This window comes from Siphonobacter aquaeclarae (assembly GCF_900103285.1).
Lineage (GTDB): Bacteria > Bacteroidota > Bacteroidia > Cytophagales > Spirosomataceae > Siphonobacter > Siphonobacter aquaeclarae.
This window is the reverse complement of sequence record NZ_FNGS01000003.1, coordinates 563,349-587,760: the sequence shown is the minus strand read 5'-3', so window position 1 is coordinate 587,760 and position 24,412 is coordinate 563,349. Positions and strand designations below refer to the sequence as shown.

15 protein-coding genes and 1 tRNA gene are annotated in these 24,412 nt (G+C 54.4%); 11 read left to right on the top strand and 5 right to left on the bottom strand.

Features of this window, described 5'->3' with window-relative positions; translation table 11 throughout:
• The first annotated feature begins 66 nt into the window (after window positions 1-66).
• Both ruvA and sov read left to right on the top strand, forming a co-directional pair.
• Complete coding sequence (gene ruvA / locus BLR09_RS09620) at window positions 67-660, top strand: Holliday junction branch migration protein RuvA (RefSeq protein WP_093200951.1); 594 nt, start codon at window positions 67-69, stop codon at window positions 658-660.
• Window positions 661-948: 288 nt separating this feature from the next.
• Window positions 949-8,079: a T9SS outer membrane translocon Sov/SprA gene (gene sov, locus BLR09_RS09615; protein WP_218126640.1), complete on the top strand. Its 7,131-nt coding sequence runs from the start codon at window positions 949-951 to the stop codon at window positions 8,077-8,079.
• 139 nt (window positions 8,080-8,218) lie between these two features.
• Here the strand turns inward: sov and BLR09_RS09610 are convergent, their stop codons facing one another.
• Window positions 8,219-10,048, bottom strand: coding sequence for an ABC transporter ATP-binding protein (locus BLR09_RS09610; RefSeq protein ID WP_093200946.1), 1,830 nt, complete (start codon window positions 10,046-10,048; stop codon window positions 8,219-8,221).
• Window positions 10,049-10,150: 102 nt separating this feature from the next.
• Between BLR09_RS09610 and BLR09_RS09605 the strand changes: the two genes are divergently transcribed.
• The 5 genes from BLR09_RS09605 to ggt all read left to right on the top strand — a co-directional run bounded on the left by BLR09_RS09605 (window position 10,151) and on the right by ggt (window position 16,666).
• A complete protein-coding gene (locus BLR09_RS09605; protein WP_093200943.1) occupies window positions 10,151-10,840 on the top strand; it encodes a DUF2461 domain-containing protein in 690 nt (229 codons plus the stop codon).
• Window positions 10,841-10,928: 88 nt separating this feature from the next.
• Window positions 10,929-12,380 carry a sulfatase family protein gene (locus tag BLR09_RS09600; RefSeq protein WP_093200940.1) on the top strand — a complete coding sequence of 484 codons (1,452 nt, stop codon included), beginning with the start codon at window positions 10,929-10,931 and terminating at the stop codon, window positions 12,378-12,380.
• A gap of 50 nt (window positions 12,381-12,430) precedes the next feature.
• Window positions 12,431-13,330, top strand: coding sequence for an NAD(P)/FAD-dependent oxidoreductase (locus BLR09_RS09595; RefSeq protein WP_093200938.1), 900 nt, complete (start codon window positions 12,431-12,433; stop codon window positions 13,328-13,330).
• A 112-nt stretch (window positions 13,331-13,442) separates the two neighbouring features.
• Complete coding sequence (locus tag BLR09_RS09590; RefSeq protein ID WP_093200935.1) at window positions 13,443-14,828, top strand: chloride channel protein; 1,386 nt, start codon at window positions 13,443-13,445, stop codon at window positions 14,826-14,828.
• 77 nt (window positions 14,829-14,905) lie between these two features.
• Entirely contained in the window at window positions 14,906-16,666 is a 1,761-nt protein-coding gene (gene ggt, locus BLR09_RS09585; protein WP_093200933.1) for a gamma-glutamyltransferase, read from the top strand.
• A 412-nt stretch (window positions 16,667-17,078) separates the two neighbouring features.
• Here ggt and BLR09_RS09580 read toward each other — a convergent pair whose 3' ends face one another.
• The gene (locus tag BLR09_RS09580) at window positions 17,079-17,783 is read right to left on the bottom strand and encodes a hypothetical protein (RefSeq protein WP_176785503.1); all 705 of its coding nucleotides are present in this window, start codon (window positions 17,781-17,783) and stop codon (window positions 17,079-17,081) included.
• 245 nt (window positions 17,784-18,028) lie between these two features.
• On the opposite strand from BLR09_RS09580, the gene BLR09_RS09575 reads away from it, so the two are divergent.
• Both BLR09_RS09575 and BLR09_RS09570 read left to right on the top strand, forming a co-directional pair.
• Complete coding sequence (locus BLR09_RS09575; protein WP_093200930.1) at window positions 18,029-18,868, top strand: MBL fold metallo-hydrolase; 840 nt, start codon at window positions 18,029-18,031, stop codon at window positions 18,866-18,868.
• Between the two features lie 66 nt (window positions 18,869-18,934).
• A complete protein-coding gene (locus BLR09_RS09570) occupies window positions 18,935-19,786 on the top strand; it encodes an NAD(P)-dependent oxidoreductase (protein ID WP_093200927.1) in 852 nt (283 codons plus the stop codon).
• A 47-nt stretch (window positions 19,787-19,833) separates the two neighbouring features.
• Here the strand turns inward: BLR09_RS09570 and BLR09_RS09565 are convergent.
• Window positions 19,834-19,906: transfer RNA gene (locus BLR09_RS09565), tRNA-Ile, on the bottom strand.
• Between the two features lie 124 nt (window positions 19,907-20,030).
• Between BLR09_RS09565 and BLR09_RS09560 the strand changes: the two genes are divergently transcribed.
• Window positions 20,031-20,393, top strand: a complete 363-nt coding sequence (locus BLR09_RS09560) for a hypothetical protein (protein WP_093200925.1) — start codon at window positions 20,031-20,033, stop codon at window positions 20,391-20,393.
• 68 nt (window positions 20,394-20,461) lie between these two features.
• Window positions 20,462-21,691: an HD domain-containing protein gene (locus BLR09_RS09555; RefSeq protein WP_093200922.1), complete on the top strand. Its 1,230-nt coding sequence runs from the start codon at window positions 20,462-20,464 to the stop codon at window positions 21,689-21,691.
• 43 nt (window positions 21,692-21,734) lie between these two features.
• On the opposite strand, the gene BLR09_RS09550 is transcribed toward BLR09_RS09555, so the two are convergent.
• Window positions 21,735-23,087 carry an alpha-L-fucosidase gene (locus BLR09_RS09550; protein WP_245689895.1) on the bottom strand — a complete coding sequence of 451 codons (1,353 nt, stop codon included), beginning with the start codon at window positions 23,085-23,087 and terminating at the stop codon, window positions 21,735-21,737.
• A gap of 374 nt (window positions 23,088-23,461) precedes the next feature.
• The gene (locus BLR09_RS09545) at window positions 23,462-24,352 is read right to left on the bottom strand and encodes a glycosyltransferase (protein WP_218126639.1); all 891 of its coding nucleotides are present in this window, start codon (window positions 24,350-24,352) and stop codon (window positions 23,462-23,464) included.
• Between the last annotated feature and the right edge of the window lie 60 nt (window positions 24,353-24,412).

The following is a 24,412-nucleotide window of genomic DNA, read 5'->3' as shown; positions in this document are numbered from 1 at the left end:
AAAGCCCTTCTCCCCGAAGGGCTTTTTCATTCGGAGGGATACCCTCCCCATTCAACCAGTTTACTCATGATCGCTTACCTCGACGGCAAACTGACCTACAAGGAACCGGCGTATGCCATTGTAGATGTACAGGGCGTCGGCTATGAAGTCCGTATTTCCCTGCAGACTTTTTCGGCGCTTCCGGCGATTCCGGAAAAATGCCGCCTGTTTACGTATCTGGCTATCCGGGAAGACGCCCACGTCCTTTTCGGTTTTGCAGAGCCGGGTGAAAAACAGCTTTTCCTGGACCTCGTGAGCGTCTCGGGTATTGGTCCGAATACGGCGCTCGTCATGTTGTCTTCTCTGTCTGCGGCAGAAATCAAACAGGCGATCGCAGCGGAAGACCTCCGCGTCATTCAGGGCATCAAGGGCATCGGTGCGAAAACCGCCCAACGGGTAATCCTCGAACTGAAAGACAAAATGCGCAAGGAATCCCTGACGGGAGGGACCACGCAGACCAGTCTGCTGACGGGCGGCTCATCGGCCGTTCGGAACGACGCCATTTCCGCGCTGGTGGTCATGGGTATTCCGCGCCCGGCTGCCGAAAAGTCGGTTGAAACTATCCTGAAAAAGCAACCGGATGTGACTGTCGAAGAATTAATTAAGCTGTCGCTCCGCTGAGAACGGCAAAAAATGATACAGGTTTCGGGGGGTTATCTTTTCATAATTCGAAGGAAGACCCGCCGGAACCTATTTTTTTTGCAATTTTGCCCCTATTTTGGACGTTACAAGGTGGCGAAAATCAGGCTCCTGCCCCCTGGAGTCCAATATACCCAGTCTGTCTAAAGCCAATTGCGAAGGATACTCTACCTAACAATGCGAATTCCCCAACCCGTTCGACTGTCAGACTTTCCAGTCAGGCTCAGGAGATCGGTCCCGCGTGTATTACGGGCTTTTTTGCTTATTGGGGTGACGTCTGCTGCCGCCGAGGCGCAGGTCGTCCCCACCGATTCAACCCAACAGGATACTCTTTACCGTACGAAAACCGGCCGTCGCCCGCTCCTCAAAGTGACCGATCGACTGGCCACCCGTTTTAGTTACAGGCTTCCACAGTCTCCGTTGGTTCCCCGTGATCCAAAAGACCTTCAAACCCAGTTTCGGTTTAATCCGGAACAGCAGAAAATCAGCGTTTATGATCAGTTTCGGGTAGGCGACCGGACTGTTCCGTACCGTCCCGGCGAGAACATCTCCCTCGAGGATTATCTCCGTATTCAAAACGACGCTTCCTACAAGCAGCTGCTTCGCGAGTATGCGGCGCGCTCGGGCGGGAAAAGTGAAATTTCAGGCCGGGGTTTGTTTCCGCAGATCAAGCTGTCGGACCCGTCTCTCGACCGGATTTTCGGTTCCAATCTGATCGACTTCCTGCCGAACGGCTCCGTAACGCTGGACATGTTTTACAAGCATGAAGCCACGGATAACCCCAGTGTCGCCGTAGCCAACCGGCGCCGGGGGTATTTCGACTTCAAGCCGAACATCGCCCTCAACTTCGCCGGAAAAATCGGAGACAAGCTGAATCTCAACACCAACTTCGACACGAAGGCAGCCTTTAACTTCGAGAACAAGCTCAAGCTCGGCTTCCGGAATCAGGAAGAAGATATTATCCAGAAAATCGAGGCGGGGAACACCAGTTTCCGGACCAACAGCCAGCTCATTCCAGGAGTAGAAAACCTCTTCGGAGCCAACGTGGCCATGCGGTTCGGAAAGCTGGACGTCAACATTGTCGCCGCTCAGCAACGCTCCAAACGTCAGAGTATCACCCTGAAAGGCGGGGCGCTGAACAAGGGTTTTGAGATCCGGGAAGACTTGTACGACGAAAACCGGCACTTCTTTCTGAGCCATTTCTTCCGGGAGAATTACGAACGGTCGTTGAAGCAGCTACCCATGATTACCTCCGGGGTGAATGTCACGCGGGTAGAGGTATATGTCACGAACCGTTCCCAGAACACGGAAACGCTCCGGAACCTGGTAGGTCTCGCTGACCTTGGGGAAGGCAATCCCTATAACAAGACGTCGCCGCTGGTTCAGCCGATTAACGGGTCGACAGGGTCGCCGTCTGACAACGGCGTCAACGCTCTGTATAACAACGTCGCACAGAATGCGAACGTCCGTCAGATCGACAACGTGGCCAATGAGCTGCAAACCAGGCAATATGTGCGCGGAGCGGATTTTGACATTCTCCGCGGCGCACGGAAGCTGAGCGACCGGGAATTCAAATTCAACGCGCAGCTCGGCTACCTGTCGCTGATTACGCCGATCCGGAACGATGAAATCATCGCCGTCGCCTTCGAATACACCTATCAAGGCCGGAAATACAAGGTTGGGGAACTGACGGAAGACTATCAGAACCGGGCGCAGGATGAAGTACTGGTCCTCAAACTGCTGAAATCCTCCACGATCCGGAACAATACCAGCCTGCCGATGTGGGACCTGATGATGAAAAACATCTATTCCCTCAGCGCCCAGGCCGCCAGCAGCAACAACAGCGTCACGAACTATACCGGCGGCATTATCAGCGTGCAGAAGCAGGGGTTCCAGGCGCGCGTCATTTACAAGGACGACATCACGGGTGTGGATAACCCCTCCCTTCAGGAAGGAAATATCAAGGGCGTGCCGCTGTTGCAGGTGATGAACCTTGACCACCTGAACCAGATGGGCGATGCGCAGCCGGACGGAAACTTTGACTTCGTCGACGATATCACCATCGACGCGAAAAACGGGCGGATTATCTTTCCAGTCCTCGAACCGTTTGGCTCGACGATGCGGTCGCAACTGAACAACGACCCCGCGCTTGTCGAAAAATATGTACAAACTACGCTGTATCGCGGTACGCAAACCGACGCAACTCAACAGGCCGATAAGAACAAGTTCTATATCAAGGGTAGTTACCAGGGCGCGAATGGCGCGACGGTTCAGCTGGGCTTCGGCGTCGACGAAAAAACCGTTCAGGTAACCGCCGGCGGTTCGGCACTCACCGCCGGAACCGACTTTGTGGTTGAAAACGGCGCCGTCCGTATTCTCAACGAGTCCCTTATGGCTTCGGGCCGGGAAATCACGGTAAGCTGGGAAACGCCCGATATGTTCAACAACCAGGTCCGGACGCTGCTCGCCGGCCGGTTTGACTACCGGATCGACAGGGATTTTCACGTCGGAGCAACGGTCATGAACCTCCGGGAAAGTACTCCCGGGAACCTTCGCCGGGTAGCGATCGGCAACGAACCGGTCAACAACTTCATGTTCGGCTTTGACGCCAACCTGAAGAAAGACGCGCCATTCCTGACCCGGGCGCTCGATGCGCTTCCGCTGATTCAGACGAAGGAAATGTCGACCATTGCCTTCTCCGGCGAATATGCGCAACTGCTGCCGGGCGTGACTCCCCGGGCACAGAACCGCAGCTACATCGACGATTTTGAAGGTACGCGGACTACTTACGACTTCACGCGGCAGCCCATCCGCTGGCGGCTGGGCGCCACACCCGACGGCTTTCCGAAGGGTACGCCGTCGAACCCGCTGGAGTATGCCTACCGCCGGGCGAAGATTTCGGTGTACAACATCGACCAGACGTTTTACGGCGCCGGCGGTCTCGGAACCGGGCTCGTACCTTCCAACCTGGACGTGAAGAACTTCTTTGTCCGTCAGTTCCTTCCTCAGGAAATTTTCAAGGGAAAAGCCCTGCAGAACTACAACCTGCCGCTCAATACCCTCGATATTTCATACTTCCCCTCCGAACGCGGGATGTACAACTACAACCCGGATCTGGATACCCGCGGGTTGCTCCGGAACCCGAAACAGAACTTCGGGGCCATTACCCGGGCGATCACTTCCGACAACGATTTTGATAACTCCAACATCGAAATTGTTGAGTTCTGGATGATGAGCCCGTTCTCTAAGAGCCCGACCAATACGGAACTGAGCAAGGTACAGGACGGTATTTTCAACCAGGAAAACACCACCGGCGGAAAGCTCCTCATCCACCTCGGCGATATTTCGGAAGACGTGATTCCGGACAGCCGTTTCGGCTTTGAAAACGGGATGCCTACCGGTACGATAGTCTCTCAGGGTACCGGTGCCAATGTCGATTCGACGGCCTGGGGACGGGTTACGAAGAGCCAGTTTGTCATCAACGCCTTCGACAACGAGAACATCGCCAGGCAGGACATCGGTCTGGACGGGCTGAACAATACCGACGAGCAGCGGTTTTTCAAGAGCTACCTCGATCAGGTACGGCCGAAGGTCAGCGATGCCGAGGCGATTGAAAAGATTACCAATGACCCGTCGAACGATGATTTCTCCTACTACCTGACGACGGAAGCCGATCAGAAGAACTGGTCGATTATCCAGCGGTACAAGAACTTCATGGGGATGGAAAACAACTCTCCGCCGAATACCGCGAAGGGAAATACCGTCACGCCGTCGTCGACCAACCTCCCCGATTCCGAAGATCTCAACACCGACAATACCGTCAACGAAACCGAGGCTTACTACGAATATGAAATCCCCGTCCGGCCGGACCAGTTCCGCATCGGGGTAAACAACATCGTGGACGAAGCCGTAGCTGCCGACAGCTCGAAGTGGTACCTGTTCCGCGTGGAGATCCGGAAGCCGTCCCGGTCAGTAGGTAATATCACCGGTTACAAATCCATGCGCTTCATGCGTCTGGTGATGACGGATTTTGAGCAACCGGTTGTCCTGCGCTTCGCCCAGTTCCAGCTGACAGGCTTCCAGTACCGGAAGTATCCCTACGACCTCAATGCGAAGGGTATCGGCGAAGTACCGGAGCCGGAAGATGATAACTTCAAGCTGTCGACCGTCAGCATTGAAGAAAACGGACCGGGCACGAAGGGCGCCGGATCGGTACCATACGTAGTTCCTCCGGGATACGAGCGCGACCGCGACATTACGACGCTGAACAACGCACAGTTGAACGAGCAGTCTCTCAGCCTTTGTGTGACAGACCTCCGTGACGGTAATTCGAAGGCCGCCTACAAAGTCGTCAACTACAACCTGAACCAGTACCGCCGGTTGACAATGTCTGTCCACATGGACAATTCAGCCAACGAAGACGGGAAAACGTCTGCGTTTATCCGTCTCGGCACTGATTTCAAGGACAACTATTACGAAATCGAAGTCAAGAGTCTGATTGCAACCAAGATCCCGGTTTCGGCCGCGGATGCGAATCTCATCTGGCCGGCGGATAACAAGTTTGATTTTGCGATCGATGATCTCCGGAAAGCCAAATATGAACGGGCCAAAGCCGGAGGTATCACGACGATCCCGTTTGTCATGGACTCGGACGACGGCAAATACCGCATCACCGTGTACGGTAACCCCGACATATCGGCAGTGCAGGTCATCATGCTCGGGGTACGAAATCCGAAATCAGATGACGGGCAATCCAAATCCTTCTGCGTATGGCTGGATGAGTTCCATGCGACGGACTTCGATCAGAAGTCCGGCTATGCGGCCGTTGCCCGGGCAGATATCAAACTCGCCGACTTTGCCACCGTAACGCTCACCGGGGCGATCAAAACCTATGGGTTCGGCGGGGTGGAAACCCGGATTTCGGAGCGCTCGCAGAGTAACTCGACGGCTTTCGGTATTGCCACCAACGTAAACCTGGACAAGCTGCTGCCGCAGAAATGGGGCCTGCAGATTCCGTTCTACTTCAGCTACGACCGGACGAACATCAAGCCGCACTTCAATCCCCTCGACCCCGACATGCCGCTCGATCTTTCGCTGAGTACCATGACGCCGTCGGAGCGCGCTGCTTACCGGAAAATGGTGGAGGAGAATACCATGCGGAAGTCGTTCAACTTTTCCAATGTCCGGAAGATACGGGTCAACCCGAGTGGCCGGGCTCAGTTCTACGACATCGAAAACTTCTCCTTCACGTATGCCTATTCGGATGCCGTCCGGTCGAGTATCACGATGGCGGAGTACCGGCAGCTTTCCCGCCGGGGAGGGATCAACTACGCCTTCACTACCGCGCCGAAACCCTGGGAGCCTTTTAAAAAGTGGAAAAATGACAGCCATATTTTCCAGCTCATCAAGGATTTCAATTTCACGCCTGTTCCGAACAGCGTAACATTCCGGGCGGATATGGACCGTAGCTTTATCAAAACCCAGTACCGGAATGCCCTCACGGGGTCGACGGCCGGGAAACCCAACCTGTCGACCGAAGGCGTTACGCCGCTGTTTGAAAAGTACTGGCTCTTCAACCGTCTGTATGGGCTTAACTGGAACTTCTCGAAAAACTGGAATGCCCAGTACAACGCTACAGCCCAGGCCATTATCGACGAACCTTATGGCGAGCTCGATACTCAGCAGAAACGGGATTCAGTCTGGAACAGCCTCCGCCATTTTGGCCGGATGAAGAACTTCGAACAGCGCATTACGAATACCTGGCAGATACCGCTCAACAAGTTTCCGCTTACCGACTGGATGACGGCGCAGGTACAGTACAACGTTACCTACAAGTTCCAGGCCAACAGCTATGGTATCAAGGATTCCCTCAATATCCCGTTTGGAAATATCATCCAGAACCAGCGGGAGCGGGTATTGACGGGCCGTATTGACTTCGTCGCCCTGTACAACAAGGTAAAAGCACTCCGTTGGGTCAACTCCCCGCGTGCGCCGCGCCGGGATATTGCCCGCAGCCCGGGTGATTTCGAGGAGATTGAACGGGAATCCAACGTTTTCCTCAAGAGCGTTTCCCGTCTGCTGCTGACGGTACGGGGTATCCGGTATTCGTATGCGATTCAGGAATCCACGATCCTGCCGGGCTTCCTGCCGACGCCGCAATTCTTCGGCGACCGCAGCGGCGTACCCGGCTATCAGTTTATCCTGGGCAGCCAGGACGCAGGTATCCGGCACCGGGGAGCGAACGAAGGTTGGCTGACGAGGAGTACTGTCCAAAACCAGCCGTTCGTGCAGTCGGTTACCAAACGTTTCGAAGCAACAACGGATCTGGAGCCGTGGAAAGACTTCAAGATGTTCGTGGATATGCGCTGGAACCGGTCCGACAACTACCAGGAATTTTTCCGGCCCGGAGCGGTTGGCGGCGTGTTTGAAAGCCAGTCGCCCGTCCGGTCAGGAAACTATTCCATGAGCTACCTGTCGTTCCTGACGGCCTTCGAAAAAACGAACAAGGAGAACTTCTCGGCCAACTTCGAGCGGTTCAAGGAGTACCGGGAAATTCTGCTCAACCGACTGAAAGTGGCGAACCCTGCCGGCGACGCCTACAACCTCAATTCACAGGATGTACTGATTCCGGCCTTCTTTGCAGCGTATTCCGGAAAGAGCCCGCAGAAAGTGAAGTTCTCGCCTTTCTATAAAATTCCGCTGCCAAACTGGCGCCTGAATTACAACGGGCTGACGAACGTTCCCTGGTTCAAGAAGCGGTTTTCGCAAATACAGATCAGCCACTCCTACTCGAGCACGTATAACGTGGGGAACTTCGTTTCATCGCTCGACTACGATGCGGCTTTCGTAGCCCTGAACGCACCGCTGTACCCGTTCGCGACGCAGGTCAACGCCGAAAACCAGTTTGTACCCGTGTACGTGATGAGTGTGATTTCGTTTGTGGAACGGTTCTCTCCCCTCGCGGGCGTGCAGTTCCGGACGAAAGACGGGATCTCCGGCGGTCTTGAATACAACCAGGACCGGAACGTGGGACTTAACCTTTCCAACGTCTCCGTCAATGAAGTCAATAACAAGGAGTTTGTCGGGCACGTCGGGTTTACCCGTCAGAACGTCCGCTTCCGGTTCGGCGGGCGGACCATCCACCTGAAAAACGAGCTGACGTTTGACTGCAAGGTAGCCTACCGCGACCAGCGAAACCTGATCCGGAAGCTGGACGGCGAAACCACGCCGACAGCCGGGAACCTCTTCTTCCAGCTCAACCCGAGTGTCACCTATAACGCCAGCAAGCAGCTGACGTTCCGGGTGTACATCGACCGGATGGTCAACGATCCGCTGGTATCGAATTCCTTCCGGCGAGCCGTCACACAGGGCGGCGTTCAGATCCGGTTTAACCTGAACTAATGCAAACGGGGCTGTCTTTCGAAAGACAGCCCCGTTGTTTTGAAGACGGCTTGTTTCTTTCTGTGTATTCTGTGCTTTCTGTGAGAAACAAAAAAGATTTATCTCACAGAAAGCACAGAATACACAGAATTTTTTGTGGTTATCGGTAGCCTTCCGCTTGTAGTTCAAACAGTTCGGCATACCTGCCGCCGTGGCGGATGAGTTCTTCATGCGTCCCGATTTCCAATACCTTCCCTCCTTCCAGCACCAGGATACGATCGGCCATCCGGACGGTACTGAACCGGTGCGAAATGAGTACCGCCATCTTGCCTTTCGTCAGTTCGGCAAAGCGCTGGAAGACTTCATACTCCGCGCGGGCGTCCAATGCGGAGGTAGGTTCATCCAGGATGAGCAGGTCTGCTTCGCGGAGGTACGCGCGTGCCAGGGCGACTTTCTGCCACTGCCCGCCCGAGAGGTCGACGCCCCCGGAAAAGCGGCGCCCCAGCGGCTGCCCGTATCCGCCGGGCAAGCGGCTGATGACGTCGTCGGCGAGGCTTTGCTGCGCCGCCCGTTCGATGACCGGCTGGTTTTCCCGTTGCAGGATATCGCCAACGGCAATATTATCTCCCGCAGAAAACTGGAACCGGAGGTAGTCCTGGAAGATGACACCGATGTGTGCGCGGAGCTCGGCCAGGTCATACTCCCGGATATCACGGCCTTCCAGCAGGATCTGCCCTTCGTCGGGATCATAGAGGCGGCCGAGCAATTTGACGAGAGTAGTCTTTCCGGCGCCGTTTTCGCCGACGAGTGCGAGTTTTTCTCCCGGATGAAGGCGGAAAGACAGGTGCCTTACCGCCCACTTGTCAGAATTGGGATACTTGAAACCGACGTCATCAAACGTAAACCCTTCCCGTATTTCGGCCGGAAAAGGCAGGGGATGGACCGGCGAAACGATGTTGGGCCGGATTTCAAAAAACTCAAACAGGTCTTTCAGGTACAGCGCGCCCTGGGAAATGCTGTTGAAGCGCCCGAGAAGACCTTCCAGCAGTCCCCGCATTTGCCGGAAAGACGCCGCCAGAAAGGTCAGGTCGCCAAGGGAAACCGCCCCGCTGACGGTCCGCACGACGATATAGCCATAGGCGGCATAGTACCCGACCGTGCCGATGGTCAGCAGTAAGCTGCCCCAGCCGGCGCGCTCGATGGAGAGCTTTCTGTTTTCCCGGAAATACTGTTCTGACAGCGATTCATACCGGCGGATGAGAAAGTCCGACAGGCCGAAAAGCTTGACTTCTTTCGCAGTCTCGTCGCTCGCGCCGATGTAACGGTAATAATCCAGCTCCCGCCGCTGCGGCGTCCAGCCGTGTTGCAGGGAATAGCTTCGGGCATTGAAATGCAGCTCTCCTAGGAATGACGGTATCACCGCCACCAGCAACAGCGCCAGTAGCCAGGGCTGAAACGCGACGAGCCCGACGGCCAGAGAGGTCATCGTCAGAACATCCTGCAACTGCCCGAAAACCTGCGACAGCAGCTGGGTACGGCCGGCGGTTTGCTGACGCGCACGTTCCAGTTTGTCGTAAAATACGGCATCTTCGAATTGCGCCAGGTCCAGGGTCGCTGCATGCTCCATCAGGCGCACGGAGGTACGGTGTGCGTACCAGTCGCCCAGCAGGCTTTCCGACAGGTTGATACCCCGGCTGAGCAAATCGCTGAGAATGGCCAGACCAAACTCGACACCTATCCAAAGCCAGAGGGTATTCAGGTCGGAAGAATGGGTACTGGTGAGCCGGACGACTTCGTCTACAATCAGTTTGCCCGTATAAAGGCTGGCAGCCGGTACGATTGCCCGGCCCAGCCGGAGCAGTAAGTTGAGCGTTGTCAGCAGGGGGCTGGTCTGCCAGATCTGCCGGAAAAAAGCAGGCAGATTCCGCATCGCCTCAAACCTTTCTCGGAAAGAGGGTTTATCTGTTTCAGGGGGACGTCTTTTTGCCATATATATTGCGGTAACGGCAGGACGGGTCTAAATAATTCCTGAAAACCAGCAGGTATGGTTTTCCCGCCGGCATCTTATCATTCGCCCATTCTTATCACAGCCATGGCCAAACAAAACACGGTACAGATTCCACAATCCGCTTTTGACTTTCTGAATGCGTTGAAAGAAAACAATAACCGGGAATGGTTTAATCAGCACAAGGGTACATACCTGCGGGAAACGGAGGCGATAGAAGGTTTTGCCGACGCATTGCTGCACGCAGTCAACAGGCACGATGAGATTGAAACCCTCTCCGGCAAAAAATCCCTGCACCGTATTTACCGGGATACGCGTTTTTCGAAGGATAAAACACCCTACAAAACGAATTGGAGCGGTGGTTTCACCCGGGCGACCAGGTACCGCCGCGGTGGCTACTACTTCCATCTGGAACCAGGCAACAGCCTTATTGCCGGGGGCTTCTGGGGGCCCAATAACGACGATTTGAAACGGGTACGCGACGACATTGCCTTTGATCCGGCACCGTTGCAGAAAATACTCGCAAGCCCTGCCTTTGTCAGTACCTTCGGCACGTTGGAAGGCGAGCAGTTAAAGACAGTACCCAAAGGTTTTGATAAGGAGCATGAGGCGGTTGATCTCCTGCGTTTCAAACAGTACCTGCTGATCCGGCGGTTTACCGATGAAGAAGTACTAAGTCCTGATTTTCTGGAGCAGGCCGACCTGACCTATCAGCATATGCGCCCATTCTTTGACTACATGAGTGAGGTACTGACGACGAATGCCAACGGTGAATAGCTACTGACGTTGTAGCGGAAACCCGTCTTTCTCGAAAGATTTATAGCAACGATTATTGTAACGTACTGCCTGCCCGGCAGACTACCCCATGCGCCTCATTCTCCTGCTCGCCGGCTTTCTCGGCTTGTTTCTTTCCGATGCCTCGGCTCAGCGACGGCCGAATGTCCTCATTTTGTTTGCCGACGATCTCCGTGCCGACGCGCTTGGGTGCTACGGGAATCCCTATGTCATCACGCCGAATATCGACCGGCTCGCGACAGAAGGAACGCAGTTTACCCGTGCCTATATCCTCGGCGGTGACCAGGGGGCCGTCTGCGCGCCCAGCCGGGCCATGCTGCTTTCAGGAAAGTCTTTTTTCCGCGTCAGCGACAAGCTGAAAGGAGAACTGACCCTTCCGGACTATCTCCGGAAAAACGGATATGAAACCTTTATGACCGGAAAATGGCACAATGAAAAGGAAGTCGTAGCCCGGGGATTCGACCAGGCGCGTAACCTGATGTTTGCCGGTATGTCAGACCATTTTCAGGTACCGACGCAGGACCTCCGGCCGGACGGCACTTTCACCGAAGTGACCCGCAAGGGATTTTCGACAGATATTTTCGGAGAAACGGCGATGCAGTTCCTTGATCAGCACGACCCGAAGAAGCCCTTCTTCGCCTATATCCCTTTCACTGCGCCGCATGACCCTCGCTCGCCGCTGCCGCAGTACCGGAAGCTGTATGACGAAAAGGGCGTTCCGCTACCCGCCAATTTCATGCCTCTGCACCCCTTCAGTTTCGGAAATTCGATGGGTATCCGGGACGAGTTTCTGGCTGCCTATCCACGGACCCCGGAAACGATCCGATCCCAGACAGCGGAATACTACGGCCTTGTCACGCACCTCGATGAAGTCATCGGAAAGATCCTCGCCAAACTGAAGGAAAAAGGACTGGAAGAAAATACCCTCGTCATCTTCGCTGCTGACAACGGCCTGGCACTCGGTAGTCACGGACTGCTTGGGAAACAGAATCTTTACGAGCATTCGATGCACGTTCCATTGATCGTCAAGGGTCGCCGGATACCGGCAGGACGCCAAAGTGACGCCTTTGTATACCTGCTCGATCTGTTCCCGACTTTGTGTTCCTATGCCGGCCTCCCGGTCCCGGCAGGTATGGACGGAAAGGACCTGAACCCGGTCCTCTCCGGAAAAAGCGACGGCGTACGATCGGAGTTGTTTACAGCCTACATGAGTTTCCAGCGGTCGGTGCGGGACGGCCGGTATAAACTCATCCGATACCCGAAAGTTAACTATACCCAGCTATTCGACCTGGAGCATGACCCCTGGGAGCTCGCCAATCTCGCCGACAAACCGGAGCACGCCGAACGCGTCCGGAAGATGACGGAGCTGCTGGAAAAGAACCAGCATATTTTCGGGGATAACCTGCCGCTGACTACTTCGCAACCCGCACCGCTTTCGTGGGATTACCACCAGCTCGACCGCAAACCGGACGCCCACCAGCCCAAAGAGCTGGTCGACAAATATTTCCGGAAAGAGAAATGAGCCGAACTTTTTACATGCAACAATGTTGCATGTAAAAACACCTCAGGTTCATGCACCACGATGTACTGATTATCGGCGGAAGTTATGCGGGACTATCTGCCGCCATGGCTCTCGGACGGGCCCGGAGAAACGTATTGATCGTCGACAGCGGGCAGCCCTGCAACCGTCAGACGCCTCATTCCCATAACTTCCTCACCCGCGACGGCGAAAAGCCGGCGGAAATCGCCCGTATCGCCTGGGAGCAGGTCTCCGCTTACCCGACAGTCGCACGGGAATCAGGTATGATTGTACGGGTAAGCCCGGCACCCGGTGGTTTCGAAGCGGAATCGGATACAGGAACGCTTTATACATCCCGGAAACTCATTTTGGCGTATGGGGTAAAAGATCACCTGCCGGCTATTCCGGGATTTGCAGACAGCTGGGGTATCACAACGCTGCACTGCCCGTACTGCCACGGATACGAAGTACGCTCCCGGCCGCTGGGTATTTTCGGGAACGGCGATGTCGTATATGAATTCACCAAACTGCTCACCGGCTGGTCAAACGACCTGCGCCTGCTGACAAACGGCCCGGCGACCCTCACCCCTGAGCAGCGGCAGGAGCTGGAACGGCACGGAATACCTGTTATCGAGCACGAACTTGCTGCCATTGCCCCTGCTCCGGAGGGGCAGGAGCTGCATTTCGCAAACGGCGACTCCGTTTCAATAGCTGCGCTTTTCGCCCGCGTGCAGGTAACGCTTCCGAATACCCTGGCGCAGGAACTTGGCTGTGATCTGACGCCTGCGGGCCTGATCAAGACAGATGAGCTGCGACGGACGAACGTACCGGGCGTATACGCGGCCGGCGATGCGGCGATTCCCATGCGGAGCATCTCGGCGGCAGTCGCCTCCGGAACACTGGCGGCCGGCATGCTCAATCACGAGCTGGCAGGCGAAGATTTTGCGCGTTGAACAAAGTGTCTGCCGGACGGCAGACACTTTGTCTTTGACATAACTCAAACCCTTTATCCGGTTCATGCGTCAAACAAGGTACTTTAGCGGTTGATACCGTCAGGTCCTCGCTATGAAGTACCATTTGAATCCCTGGGAAATCCGCTTCCGGAGGCATCTGAAGCAAGCCGGTAACCTTCCCATCGTACAACGCGCCAGTCGATGGCTCATCCGCCACCATCTTTCTACGGCTCCTTTCCGGGCGGCTCCGTTGCTGATTGCCTCGGCCCTGGTCGGTCTCGTGGCAGTCGGCTATGAACGCATTTTCGCCTTTATCGAACGCCAGGGGATTCAGTTTTTCGAAGCACATCCTTCCTGGATTTTTCTGACAACGCCGCTGTGTTTTGCCGGAGCCTGGCTCCTGACCCGCTACCTGGCTCCCGCCGCGGCGGGCAGTGGTATTCCGCAGTTAATGGCGGCGGTGGAACTGGCGGAAGGACGTTCGCACCAGCGGGTCGACGGCCTGTTGAGCGTCCGGGTGGCGCTGGTCAAGGTCGCCAGTAATCTCCTTCTCCTCCTCGGCGGCGGTTCTACCGGCAGGGAAGGTCCGACACTACAGGTAGCCGGCTCTCTTTTCGAAACAGTATACCGGCTGATACCCGAAGGATGGAATCGGGTTTCCCAGAAAACCATGATCGTAACCGGAGGAGCGGCCGGCCTGGCTGCCGCCTTCAATACGCCGCTGGGAGGTATCGTGTACGTAGTGGAGGAACTGACGAAGGCGCATCTTGCCTTGTTCCGGACGGCGGTATTGAGTTCGGTAATTATTGCGGGGATGACCAGCCAGTACCTCCTCGGCCCTTATCTTTTCCTCGGCTTTCCGAAAGTAATTCCGCTGCCTTTTTCTTCGCTCTGGCTGGTAGTACTGCTGGCGCTCGTGACGGGGCTCGCGGGCGCGTGGTTTACGCGTATTCTCCTGTGGATCGGCGCAATGCGCCAGCGGTTGAAGGGGTTTACCCTCCAGCTCATCTCAGTAACCGCACTCGGATTACTCTTCGCTGTATTGGTTTACTACACCGGCACTCCGACGATGGGTTCCGGCAAGGAACTGATCAACGATGCACTTTTTCACGGAACCGGGCATATCCCGTGGTATGCGTTTCCGGCTCGGTTTATCGGAAATGCCCTGTCTTTTTCGGCGGGCGGAGCAGCGGGTATTTTCGCGACGTCGCTGTCGTCCGGAGCCATGCTCGTTTCGCTTTTGCTGAATACCGTTTTCACCGTACCTGTCGAACACCATAACCTGCTGGTACTTGCGGGAATGATCGGATTTCTGACGGGCGTTACCCGGACGCCGTTCACCTCCGCTATTCTGGTCCTGGAAATGACCGACCGGCACTCAGCCATTTTCTATTTCCTGCTTGCGGGAATAGTGGCCAACCTGGCGGCGAGCTTTGTCCTCCGCCAATCCTTTTACGAAATCCGGAAAGAAGAGTTTTTGCATCAGGAGACGGCGTAGCTTCCGCGAGGCGTATGAAACACCCCGTATTTTCAATTCAGGGGCAGATTCGCTATTTTCGTTAAACTCCCTTTCCCATGCGATACCTTTCCTTTGTTGTATTGTTCGTTTTGCTGGCCGTTGCCGGTTGCCGGAAAAATCCGTCTGCGTCAAAAGGCGCCTATACCTTCATCACGGACGATCCGGGTGCCAAGCCTTTCATCTCTGACAAAAAGGGCGTATTTCAGCCGCACGTCATGGCGGCGTCCGCGCACCCGGAGGCCTCGAAAGTCGGCGCGGCAATCATGAAAAAAGGCGGTAACGCTGTAGACGCAGCGGTCGCTACCTTCTTCGCCCTTTCGGTTGTGCACCCGTCGGCCGGAAACCTCGGCGGCGGCGGCTTTATGGTTTTCCGGGATAAATCCGGGCAAAGTTTCGCCCTTGATTTCCGGGAAAAAGCACCCTACGCGGCTTCCCGGGACATGTACCTGGACGAAAAGGGGGACGTTGTTCCGAACATGGCCTGGCTCGGGCATTCCGCCAGCGGGGTACCGGGATCGGTCGACGGCATGGCCGTGGCGCACCAGCGGTTTGGCAAACTTTCCTGGAAAGAAGTGATTCAACCGGCCATCGAACTCGCGGAAAACGGCGTAGCACTTACGGACGACGAAGCCAAAGGCCTCAACCGCGTCCGTTCCGATATCCGGAAGTTCAACCCCGGCGAACCCTATTTCCTGAAAGCCGGCGTGGATACCGTCTGGAAAACCGGTGAGCTGCATGTTCAGGCAGATCTCGGCAAAACCCTCCGGCGTATCCAGGAGAAAGGCCGCGCCGGATTTTACGAAGGCGAAACAGCGCAACTGCTGATTGCTGAAATGGCGAAAGCCAAAGCACCGATTGTGCAAAAAGACCTCGACGACTATCATTCTGCCTGGCGTACTCCTATTACGGGAACGTACCGCGGTTACAAAGTTATTTCGATGTCGCCGACGTCATCCGGAGGCATCGCGCTGGTTCAACTCATGAAGCTCGTTGAGCCCTATCCCCTCAAAAAGTGGGGCTGGCATTCGGATTCGACTACCCAGGTAATCATCGAGGCCGAGCGGCGGGTGTATGCCGACCGCGCCAAATGGCTCGGCGACCCGGATTTTTTCAAAGTACCGGCGAAAGAACTGCTCGAACCCGCCTACCTCGCCAAACGCTGGAGTGATTTCGATTGGAACAAAGCCAGTGATTCAAAAGCGATTTCCGGCGGCGCTATTCCGGGGTATGAAAGCAACGAAACCACGCACTTGTCGGTCGTGGATGCAGAAGGAGCCGCAGTTTCGATTACGACTACGATCAACAACGGGTATGGCAGCCGGGTAGTCGTCAACGGCGCCGGTTTTCTGATGAACGACGAAATGGAAGATTTTGCCGTGAAACCCGGCGTACCCAATGTATTTGGCCTCGTCGGCGCGGAAGCCAACTCTGTCCAGCCGGGAAAACGCATGCTGTCGAGCATGACGCCCACTATTCTGGAAAAAGACGGAAAGCTGTTTATGGTGGTCGGAACGCCCGGCGGCTCGACGATTATCACCAGTGTATTTCAAACGATTGTCAATGTCATCGATCACGGAATGAGCATGCAGGAAGCGGTCAATGCCCTGAAGTTTCATCATCAGTGGCTACCCGACAGGACGACCTTCGAGCAGGGTGCTTTTTCTGAAAAGGTACTGGCTAAACTCCGGTCAAAAGGCTATAAAATTGAACCGCAGGCCGGTACGCTCGGGCGGATGGATTGCATTCTGGTATTGCCGGATGGTACGCTTGAGGGCGGCTCCGACCCGCGGGGAGATGATACCAGTGTGGGCTGGTGATATACTTTCTGTGAAGTCTGTGCTTTCTGTGAGAAAAATTAAATCAGCTCACAGAAAACACAGACTACACAGAAAAAGGATTGTATTCCGGTACTGCCGGATAGTACGCTTGAGGGCGGCTCAAACCAGTGCGGGTTAAGATATACTTTCTGTGAAGTCTGTGTTTTCTGTGAGAAAAAATTAAATCAGCTCACAGACTACACAGACTTCACAGAAAAAAGGATTGTATGCCGGTACTGCCGGGTAGTACGCTTGAGGGCAGCTCAAACCAGTGCGGGTTGTGATATACTTTCTGTGCAGTCTGTGTCGTCTGTGAAAAAATAAATCAGCTCACAGAAAACACAGACTGCACAGAAAAAAGAAAGGAGCTGACCCGGAAACGAGTCAGCTCCTTTCTTTACCTGAAAACCTCTTAGATTTTCAGCTTCGCATCGGCATCGAGGTACGTTTTGTTGCCGTTGGAATTGATGTAGTACTGACCGCCGCGGGGACCGAGGTAAATGCTCCGGCCTTTGCCATCCTTGCCGATCACTTTGTCTTCACCGGCTACTTTCTTACGGGTACCGGCGTCGGCTTCAGGGCTGGTATCATCGGCCTTGCTGACGCGGGCAGCTTTCTTCTCGGCTTTGTCCTTGGCAGCGGTGGCTTTGGCATCGGCCGCGTCTTTTTCAGCCTTGGCAGCCTTCTTATCGGCTTTTGCCTTGGCTTTGGCTTCTTTTTCCGCGTCGGTAGCTGCCTTAGCGTCTGCAGCAGCCTTATCGGCTTTAGCGGCTTCTTTCGCAGCCTTTTTATCGGCTTTTTCCTTGGCTTTGGCAGCTTTTTCCGCTTCGGTAGCAGCAGCGTCTTTATCGGCTTTGGCCTTTTCCTTGGCTGCTTTCTTGTCGGCTTTTTCCTTGGCCTTCGCCGCCTTTTCAGCGTCGCTGGCTGCGGCATCCTTTTCTGCTTTCGCTTTTTCCTTCGCTGCTTTCTTCTCGGCCTTGGCCGCTGCATCGGTATCAGTCGTCTTCTTGGTCTTTTTCGGTTTTTCCGTGCCGGCAGCCGGCGCCGGAGTCTGCGCATACACAGAAGAGAAGGCAACGCTCACTGCGAGAAGAGCCATTGCGAACATTTTTTTCATGACGTAACGATTGTTTTAGGATGAACTGATGCGTTTTGGATGCGGGAAGATGAGTAATGTCAAGCAATCTTCCAAAATCTATCGGGATATACGTTCGAAGCCACCCCTTGTATTGCCTTTAACCAATTTTAACTCAATCATTTACGCCTTGTCCTCCGCATCTGTCAGGAGGTAAAAATGCACTATCTGAAAAGGTTCTCCCGGAATTGCGCTACTTTAACGACGCAACGATTTGGATGGATAGAATGAAACTGTACGCAATTGATGCCGGGCATTTCAAGCTCGACGGCGGCGCGATGTTCGGCGTAGTACCGAAAGTACTCTGGGAAAAACTGACGACGCCGGACGACCGGAACCATATTTCCCTCGGTATGCGCTGCCTGCTGATCGAAACGGGTGATCGCCTCATCCTGGTCGACTGCGGCATGGGCGATAAGCAGGACGCCCGATGGCAGGGATATTACGACCGCCACGGCGGCGGAGACCTGCTCGGCTCGCTCCGGCAAGCCGGCTTCGGCCCCGGGGAGATCACCGACGTGGTACCCAGCCACCTCCACTTCGACCATTGCGGCGGGGCCGTCAGCTGGAATACCACCCGCGACGGCTACGAGCTGACCTTCCCAAACGCCCGCTACTGGGCGCATTCGGCTCACTGGCAGTGGGCGGCGATGCCCAACGCCCGGGAAAAAGCGACTTTCCTCCGGGAAAACATTGAGCCGATCCAACAGTCCGGACACTTGTATTTTCTCGATCAGGAGCCCTTCGGAGCGGATATCGAGTGGCTGACGATGGACGGGCATACCGAAAAAATGCTCTTACCCAAACTGCAGGTAAACGGCCGGACGGTGGTTTTTTCCGCCGACCTTGTCCCTACTTCCCGCCACGTTCCGGTCAACTATGTGATGGGGTATGACGTTCGCCCGCTCCAGACGATGACGGAAAAAGAAGCCTTTCTGAGGCAGGCGGCGGAAGGAAACTGGGTCCTCGTCTCCGATCACGATCCGGTCCATGAAGCGCTGACGGTGCAGCTGACAGAAAAGGGATTCCGGGTGAAGGAGGCAGGGAGGCTGACGGATTTTATCTGATTTTCAGGATATGCCCCCAATCCCTCGTCTGATTTTTTTCTTCCTACCGATAAAACGAACACTCCTATGAATATTGCCTTTTTTGGCCTGGGTGCGATGGGCATTCCGATGGTCACCAACCTTCTGCGTGCGGGGTACGCCGTTACCGTCTGGAACCGCACGCCAAAAGAAGGGCTCGACGGAGCCGTATGGGCGGATACGCCCGCAGCGGCCCTTGCCGGTACGGATATCCTGATTACCATGCTGGCAGACGACAACGCCAACCGCGCTGCCCTGCTGGATTCCGGCGCGCTTGATACCCTGAAGCCGGGTGCCGTACATATCAATATGGCGACGATTTCGGTGGAATTGGCACAGGAACTGGCTGCCCGGCACCGGGAAAACGGCCGGTATTACCTCGCCGCTCCGGTACTCGGACGCCCGCCCGTGGCACAGGCGGGGCAATTGCAAATTCTCGTAGCAGGGGATCTGCCGGCACTTGAGCGGGTACGTCCGGTATTGGAAGTCCTCGGTCAGCAAATCTGGTACCTGGGTGAAACTCCCGAGCAGGCAAATGCGACCAAGCTGGCCGTCAATTTCATGATCGGCAGCGCGATTGCGACCATGGGCGAAGCGGCAGGATTGGTGGAAGGATATGGAGTCGACAAAAAACTATTTATTGATCTGATTTCCAGTACGGTTTTCGCCGCTCCGATTTACAAAGGCTATGGTAAATCCATTGCCGAAGACGTCTACGAACCGGCAGGTTTCAAACTTTCACTGGGGTTGAAAGATATCCGTCTGACACTCGATGCCGGCGGCGCAGTTCAGGCAAAAATGCCCCTGGCAACAACCATTCGCGACCTGCATGACGACAGCCTCGCGCACAACGAAGGGCAGCTGGACTGGGCGGCGCTGGCGAAGGTATTCACGCGGTAAAATCAAAAAACGGCTACAACTTTCGTCGTAACCGTTTGATTTCCAAGTGGGCCCTGTAGGTTTCGAACCTACGACCAATTGATTATGAGTCAACTGCTCTAACCCCTGAGCTAAGGGCCCCATTTGCGCATTCGCGGCAAATTGAGCCGCAAGTTTACATTTTTTTCGCCCTTTTTCCAACGCTGCGTTAAACCTGCTCCCGGCTTTTCGCTTCCAACGGCCTGAACGTTAACCGAATAAAGTCATGCAAAAATTCATGGGAATGCTGGGTGTGCTGATGCTGTCTGCCACCCTTACGTTTGCCCAGCAAGGCCAGAACCGCACGCCGGAAGAGCGTGCACAACGCCAGACCGAACAACTTACAAAACAATTGAGTCTTTCGGCCGACCAGACCACAAAGGTACAGGCTATTTCCCTCGAACGGGCCAAGAAACTGGATGAACTCCGCGCCGGTGGCGAACGCCCTGACCGCGAAAAAATGCAGGGGCTTCAAACCGATTTCGAGACGAAACTGAAGCCCATTCTCACCGCTGATCAGTGGACGCAATACGAAAAAGTCCGCGAAGAACAACGGGAACGCATGCGCAACCGCGGCGGAAATCGGTAAGATTTTCTCCGACTTATGAAGCAGGAACGTATTTTTATGCGTTCCTGCTTTGTTTTGAGGCCATGCCCATGAATAAGAAAAAGGTATTTAACGACCCCGTTTACGGCTTTATCAGTATTCCCGGTCCGCTGATTTTCGATCTCATCGAACATCCGTACTTCCAGCGGCTGCGCCGGATCAAGCAACTCGGTATGGCCGAGTATGTCTATCCGGGTGCGCTTCATACCCGGTTCCACCACGCCCTCGGCGCCATGCACCTGATGGGCGAAGCCCTCACTTCCCTCAAAAGCAAAGGTCACCTGATTTCGGATCAGGAATGTGAAGCGGCGCAGATTGCGATCCTCCTGCACGATATCGGCCACGGGCCTTTCTCGCACGTACTCGAACATACTCTCCTGTACCACGTTCCTCACGAACAGATTTCCCTCCTGCTCATGCACGAGCTCAACCAGGAATTCGACGGAGCCCTGGATCTCGCTATCCGCATGTTTTCAGGACAATATGAGCGGCGGTTTTTCTATGAATTGATTTCCAGCCAGCTCGATATTGACCGGCTGGACTACCTCAACCGGGACTGTTTTTTCACCGGTGTCACGGAAGGCAGTATAGGTTCCGAACGGATTGTCAAGCTGCTGGATATTGTGGACAACCAGCTCGTCGTAGAGCAAAAAGGAGTATACTCGATTGAGAATTTTCTGACGGCGCGTCGCCTGATGTACTGGCAGGTGTACCTGCACAAAACCTCTATTTGTACCGAAACCATGCTGGTACAACTGATACGCAGGGCGCGCCAGCTGGTTCACGCAGGTACCGAGGTATTCACGACGCCGGCATTCGGACTATTCCTCGCCAGCGAACCGACACTGGAGGTATTCCGTTCAGATCCGGCTTATATTCAAGCCTTTACCCAGCTGGATGACTACGATATGTGGGCGTGCATCAAGCAATGGACCCTTCACCCCGACCGGCTGCTGGCTAACCTCTCCCGCATGCTTCTGGAGCGGAAGCTGTATAAGATCCGGTTTTTCGACGAACCACCCTCACCCGATGTCACCGTGGCCCTGGAAGAACAGGTACTCGCCCTGCCCGGCGTGACGGAAGATGACCTTCCCTACCTCGTCGTTCGCGGCGAGACGACCAACTCCGCTTACCTTTCCAGCAAACAGCCCATCCGGATTCTGACGAAAGACCGGGGAGTCGTGGATGTATCCGAGGCGTCCGATCTCCCGACGATCAAGGCACTTAGTCAGATTGTCCGGAAGTTTTATGTAGCTTTTTCTGTCCGGGGATACCAATAAAAAAGGCCGGCGTTTCCGCCGGCCCGGTCCTGAACAACCCGTCTTACAACGCGTTCTCCAGTTTGAAGACCCAGGCGTATGCGCCCGCCTTTCCGGGCGATAATACCGGCGGCGTTACCTGCAGTTTTCCGCCGGAGAATTTCCCGGCTACTTTCACTGCCTGGCCAAGAAGGGATACCGATGCAGGCTTCCCGATCCCGTCGATTTCCAGTTTTTCCGGCCATTGCGTACACAGGACGTACAGGTCTTTGCCTTTACGCGTGTAAAAAACCTCCTTGCCCGGCGCTTTTTCCCAAGCCTGCGTGCCATAGATGGCCTCGCCGTTTGTTTTGAGCCAGGCGCCGAGATCGGTCAGGCGCTGCTGCATGATGACCGGAATGCGGCCGTCTGCCGTAGGACCGATGTTCAGCAGAAAATTTCCTCCCCGGGAAACGACGCTGATCAGCTCGTAGATGAGTTTTTCGGTGGATTGATAGTCTTCCAGGTTTTCGTTCCGGTTGTAGCCGAATGACTCCCCTATGCCGCGGCATTCTTCCCACGGGCGACCTTTTTCCACAGAGCCTTTGCCATATTCTGAAGTCAGGAACGTCCCGTGTTTACCTTTCGTGTCATTACCCCACCGATCGTTTACAACGATCCGGTCTTTCACCGGTGATTCGTTGTACAACCACGCCAGAAATTCTTCGCTTTTCCAGGTTTTGGAAGACTGATCCCAGTCGCCATCCGTCCACAATACCTCCGGCTCATAACGCGTGACGAGATCCTTCATCTGGGGAATCATGGTCTGGTCGACATACTTCGCCGGTGACTCCTTGTAAATGGGGTTATACCATTCATACAGTGAATAGTAATAGCCCATGTGCAGCCCTTTGGCTTTCACGGCGGCGCCGAGTTCGCCGGCCAGGTCGCGGTGCGGGCCTACGTCCATGGCATTCCAGTTCCAGGCCTGGGCACTCGGCCAGAGGGTATAGCCTTCGTGGTGTTTGGAGGTCAGGACGATGTACTTCGCGCCGGATTGCTGAAAGAGATCGGCCCATTGATTAGCGTCGAAAAACTCACATCTGAACATCGGAGCGAAATCCTGGTAGTGGAAGTCCGGTCCGTACGTTTTCTCGTGAAACGCCTTGAATTCCTTGTGAATTTTGAGACTGGGCGTATGCAGGCGCTGCCAGTACCATTCGGCATATCCGCTGCCGAAGCCGTCGGCGCCGGATTTGGTAGCCCAGGCCGGAACCGAGTAGAGCCCCCAGTGGATAAAAAGCCCAAACCGTGCTTCTGAAAACCAGGCAGGTACCGGACGGGTATCCAGCGAAGACCACTGCGGCTGGTATGTTTTCTGGGCAATCGCCGCCGGTCCGCAGAGGAGGAGTAAGAGGTATAAAACGTGCTTTTTCACAATCAGGAACAAAAGATGACTGGTAGGAAAAGAGCGGAGGGACATATAGATACTTTTTCGGAGCAAACTATTCTGCCTTTTCAACGACTAGTTTCTCTTTCCGGCCATAATCAGGAGGAATATAGCTTTTTCAAGCCAGCGCTGCCGGGATGAATAGTTTTCCGAATTAAATCACACAGAGATTACAAAAGTTTGAGCTGAGTCCGCATATTTCAGACATTTACGGCCTGCGGAGCACTCCAGTATGAGAGGAAAACCAGTAATGCTAGCTGAATCGATGTATTTCACGGAAATCTCATTACTTCCGCAATCCGTACAATTCTAATGCCCTGACTATTTGTGGGTAACAGCGGCAGACGCGTCCTCCTGCTTTTCTACCAATTCAGGCCCCACTTCTGAAAATAAATAACAGCCCCCTCGATGTTATAATACATCAGTTTGAAGTTTTTATAGGAGCCTTTTGCAAACATATGGGTAACAGTAGCGCCTGGAAAGTAAACGGTTTTGCTGATTTTCAACGTCCGGAATGTTATGTCAGCGTCTTCCATGTACATAAAGATCCGTTCTTCAAAGCCACCGAGAGAAACCAGAATATCTGTACGGAAAAACATAAAACATCCCGACAGGTAGGGAACATCTTCAATCAACCCGTTATAGCTATGGTCCCTGTACTCAAAATAATCGAGCTTTTTTTGAAACATTTTCCGGATAAAACCCGGCATAAATCTTCTCAAAACAAGCACTGATAACGAGGGCGGCCTTTTACACAAATATTGATTGCTTCCGTCCGGATAAATAATTCTGGGCATCATCAAACCATATTTTGGATTCCGGTTCAGAAAATCGACCATTTTTTCCAGTTCGCCGGCATCAAAATAAATATCAGGATTAACAACTATATGATAAGTCGACTTACTTTGTTCAGCCAGCCTGATGGCCACGTTATGGGCCTTCCCAAATCCAAGGTTCTCCCCGATATGAACATATTCAATCCGGGGATCATCCAGAATTGTTTTTATCTTTTTATCAGGAGAATTATCAATAATATATAGCCTAATATCTCCTTCATAGGTCAGAACGCTTTCGATTGCTTTGCTTAGCACCGACAAATCGTTCCGATAGGTAACAATTGCTGCTGTAATAAGCATTATTTCAAAATCCTGAACGTAAGTGCCTTTCCTGCCGTCTATTATCGGATGGTAACCGCTTAGGGTATAAATCCGAAAAAAACCGAGAATAAGCTGGTCTGCTGCAAACTTAAACACATTCGGGATGCATCCCAACAGGACCCGCCAGAATTCTGCCCGTCGGTTTCCTAACGCGTT

Coding starts and splice junctions, on each gene's coding strand:
- BLR09_RS09595 (WP_093200938.1), top strand. CDS start 12,431: ATGCACCACGATGTACTGATTATCGGCGGAAGTTATGCGGGACTATCT.
- BLR09_RS09605 (WP_093200943.1), top strand. CDS start 10,151: ATGGCCAAACAAAACACGGTACAGATTCCACAATCCGCTTTTGACTTT.
- BLR09_RS09590 (WP_093200935.1), top strand. CDS start 13,443: ATGAAGTACCATTTGAATCCCTGGGAAATCCGCTTCCGGAGGCATCTG.
- ruvA (WP_093200951.1), top strand. CDS start 67: ATGATCGCTTACCTCGACGGCAAACTGACCTACAAGGAACCGGCGTAT.
- BLR09_RS09600 (WP_093200940.1), top strand. CDS start 10,929: ATGCGCCTCATTCTCCTGCTCGCCGGCTTTCTCGGCTTGTTTCTTTCC.
- BLR09_RS09610 (WP_093200946.1), bottom strand. CDS start 10,048: ATGGCAAAAAGACGTCCCCCTGAAACAGATAAACCCTCTTTCCGAGAA.
- ggt (WP_093200933.1), top strand. CDS start 14,906: ATGCGATACCTTTCCTTTGTTGTATTGTTCGTTTTGCTGGCCGTTGCC.
- BLR09_RS09575 (WP_093200930.1), top strand. CDS start 18,029: ATGAAACTGTACGCAATTGATGCCGGGCATTTCAAGCTCGACGGCGGC.
- BLR09_RS09580 (WP_176785503.1), bottom strand. CDS start 17,783: ATGAAAAAAATGTTCGCAATGGCTCTTCTCGCAGTGAGCGTTGCCTTC.
- BLR09_RS09560 (WP_093200925.1), top strand. CDS start 20,031: ATGCAAAAATTCATGGGAATGCTGGGTGTGCTGATGCTGTCTGCCACC.
- BLR09_RS09570 (WP_093200927.1), top strand. CDS start 18,935: ATGAATATTGCCTTTTTTGGCCTGGGTGCGATGGGCATTCCGATGGTC.
- BLR09_RS09555 (WP_093200922.1), top strand. CDS start 20,462: ATGAATAAGAAAAAGGTATTTAACGACCCCGTTTACGGCTTTATCAGT.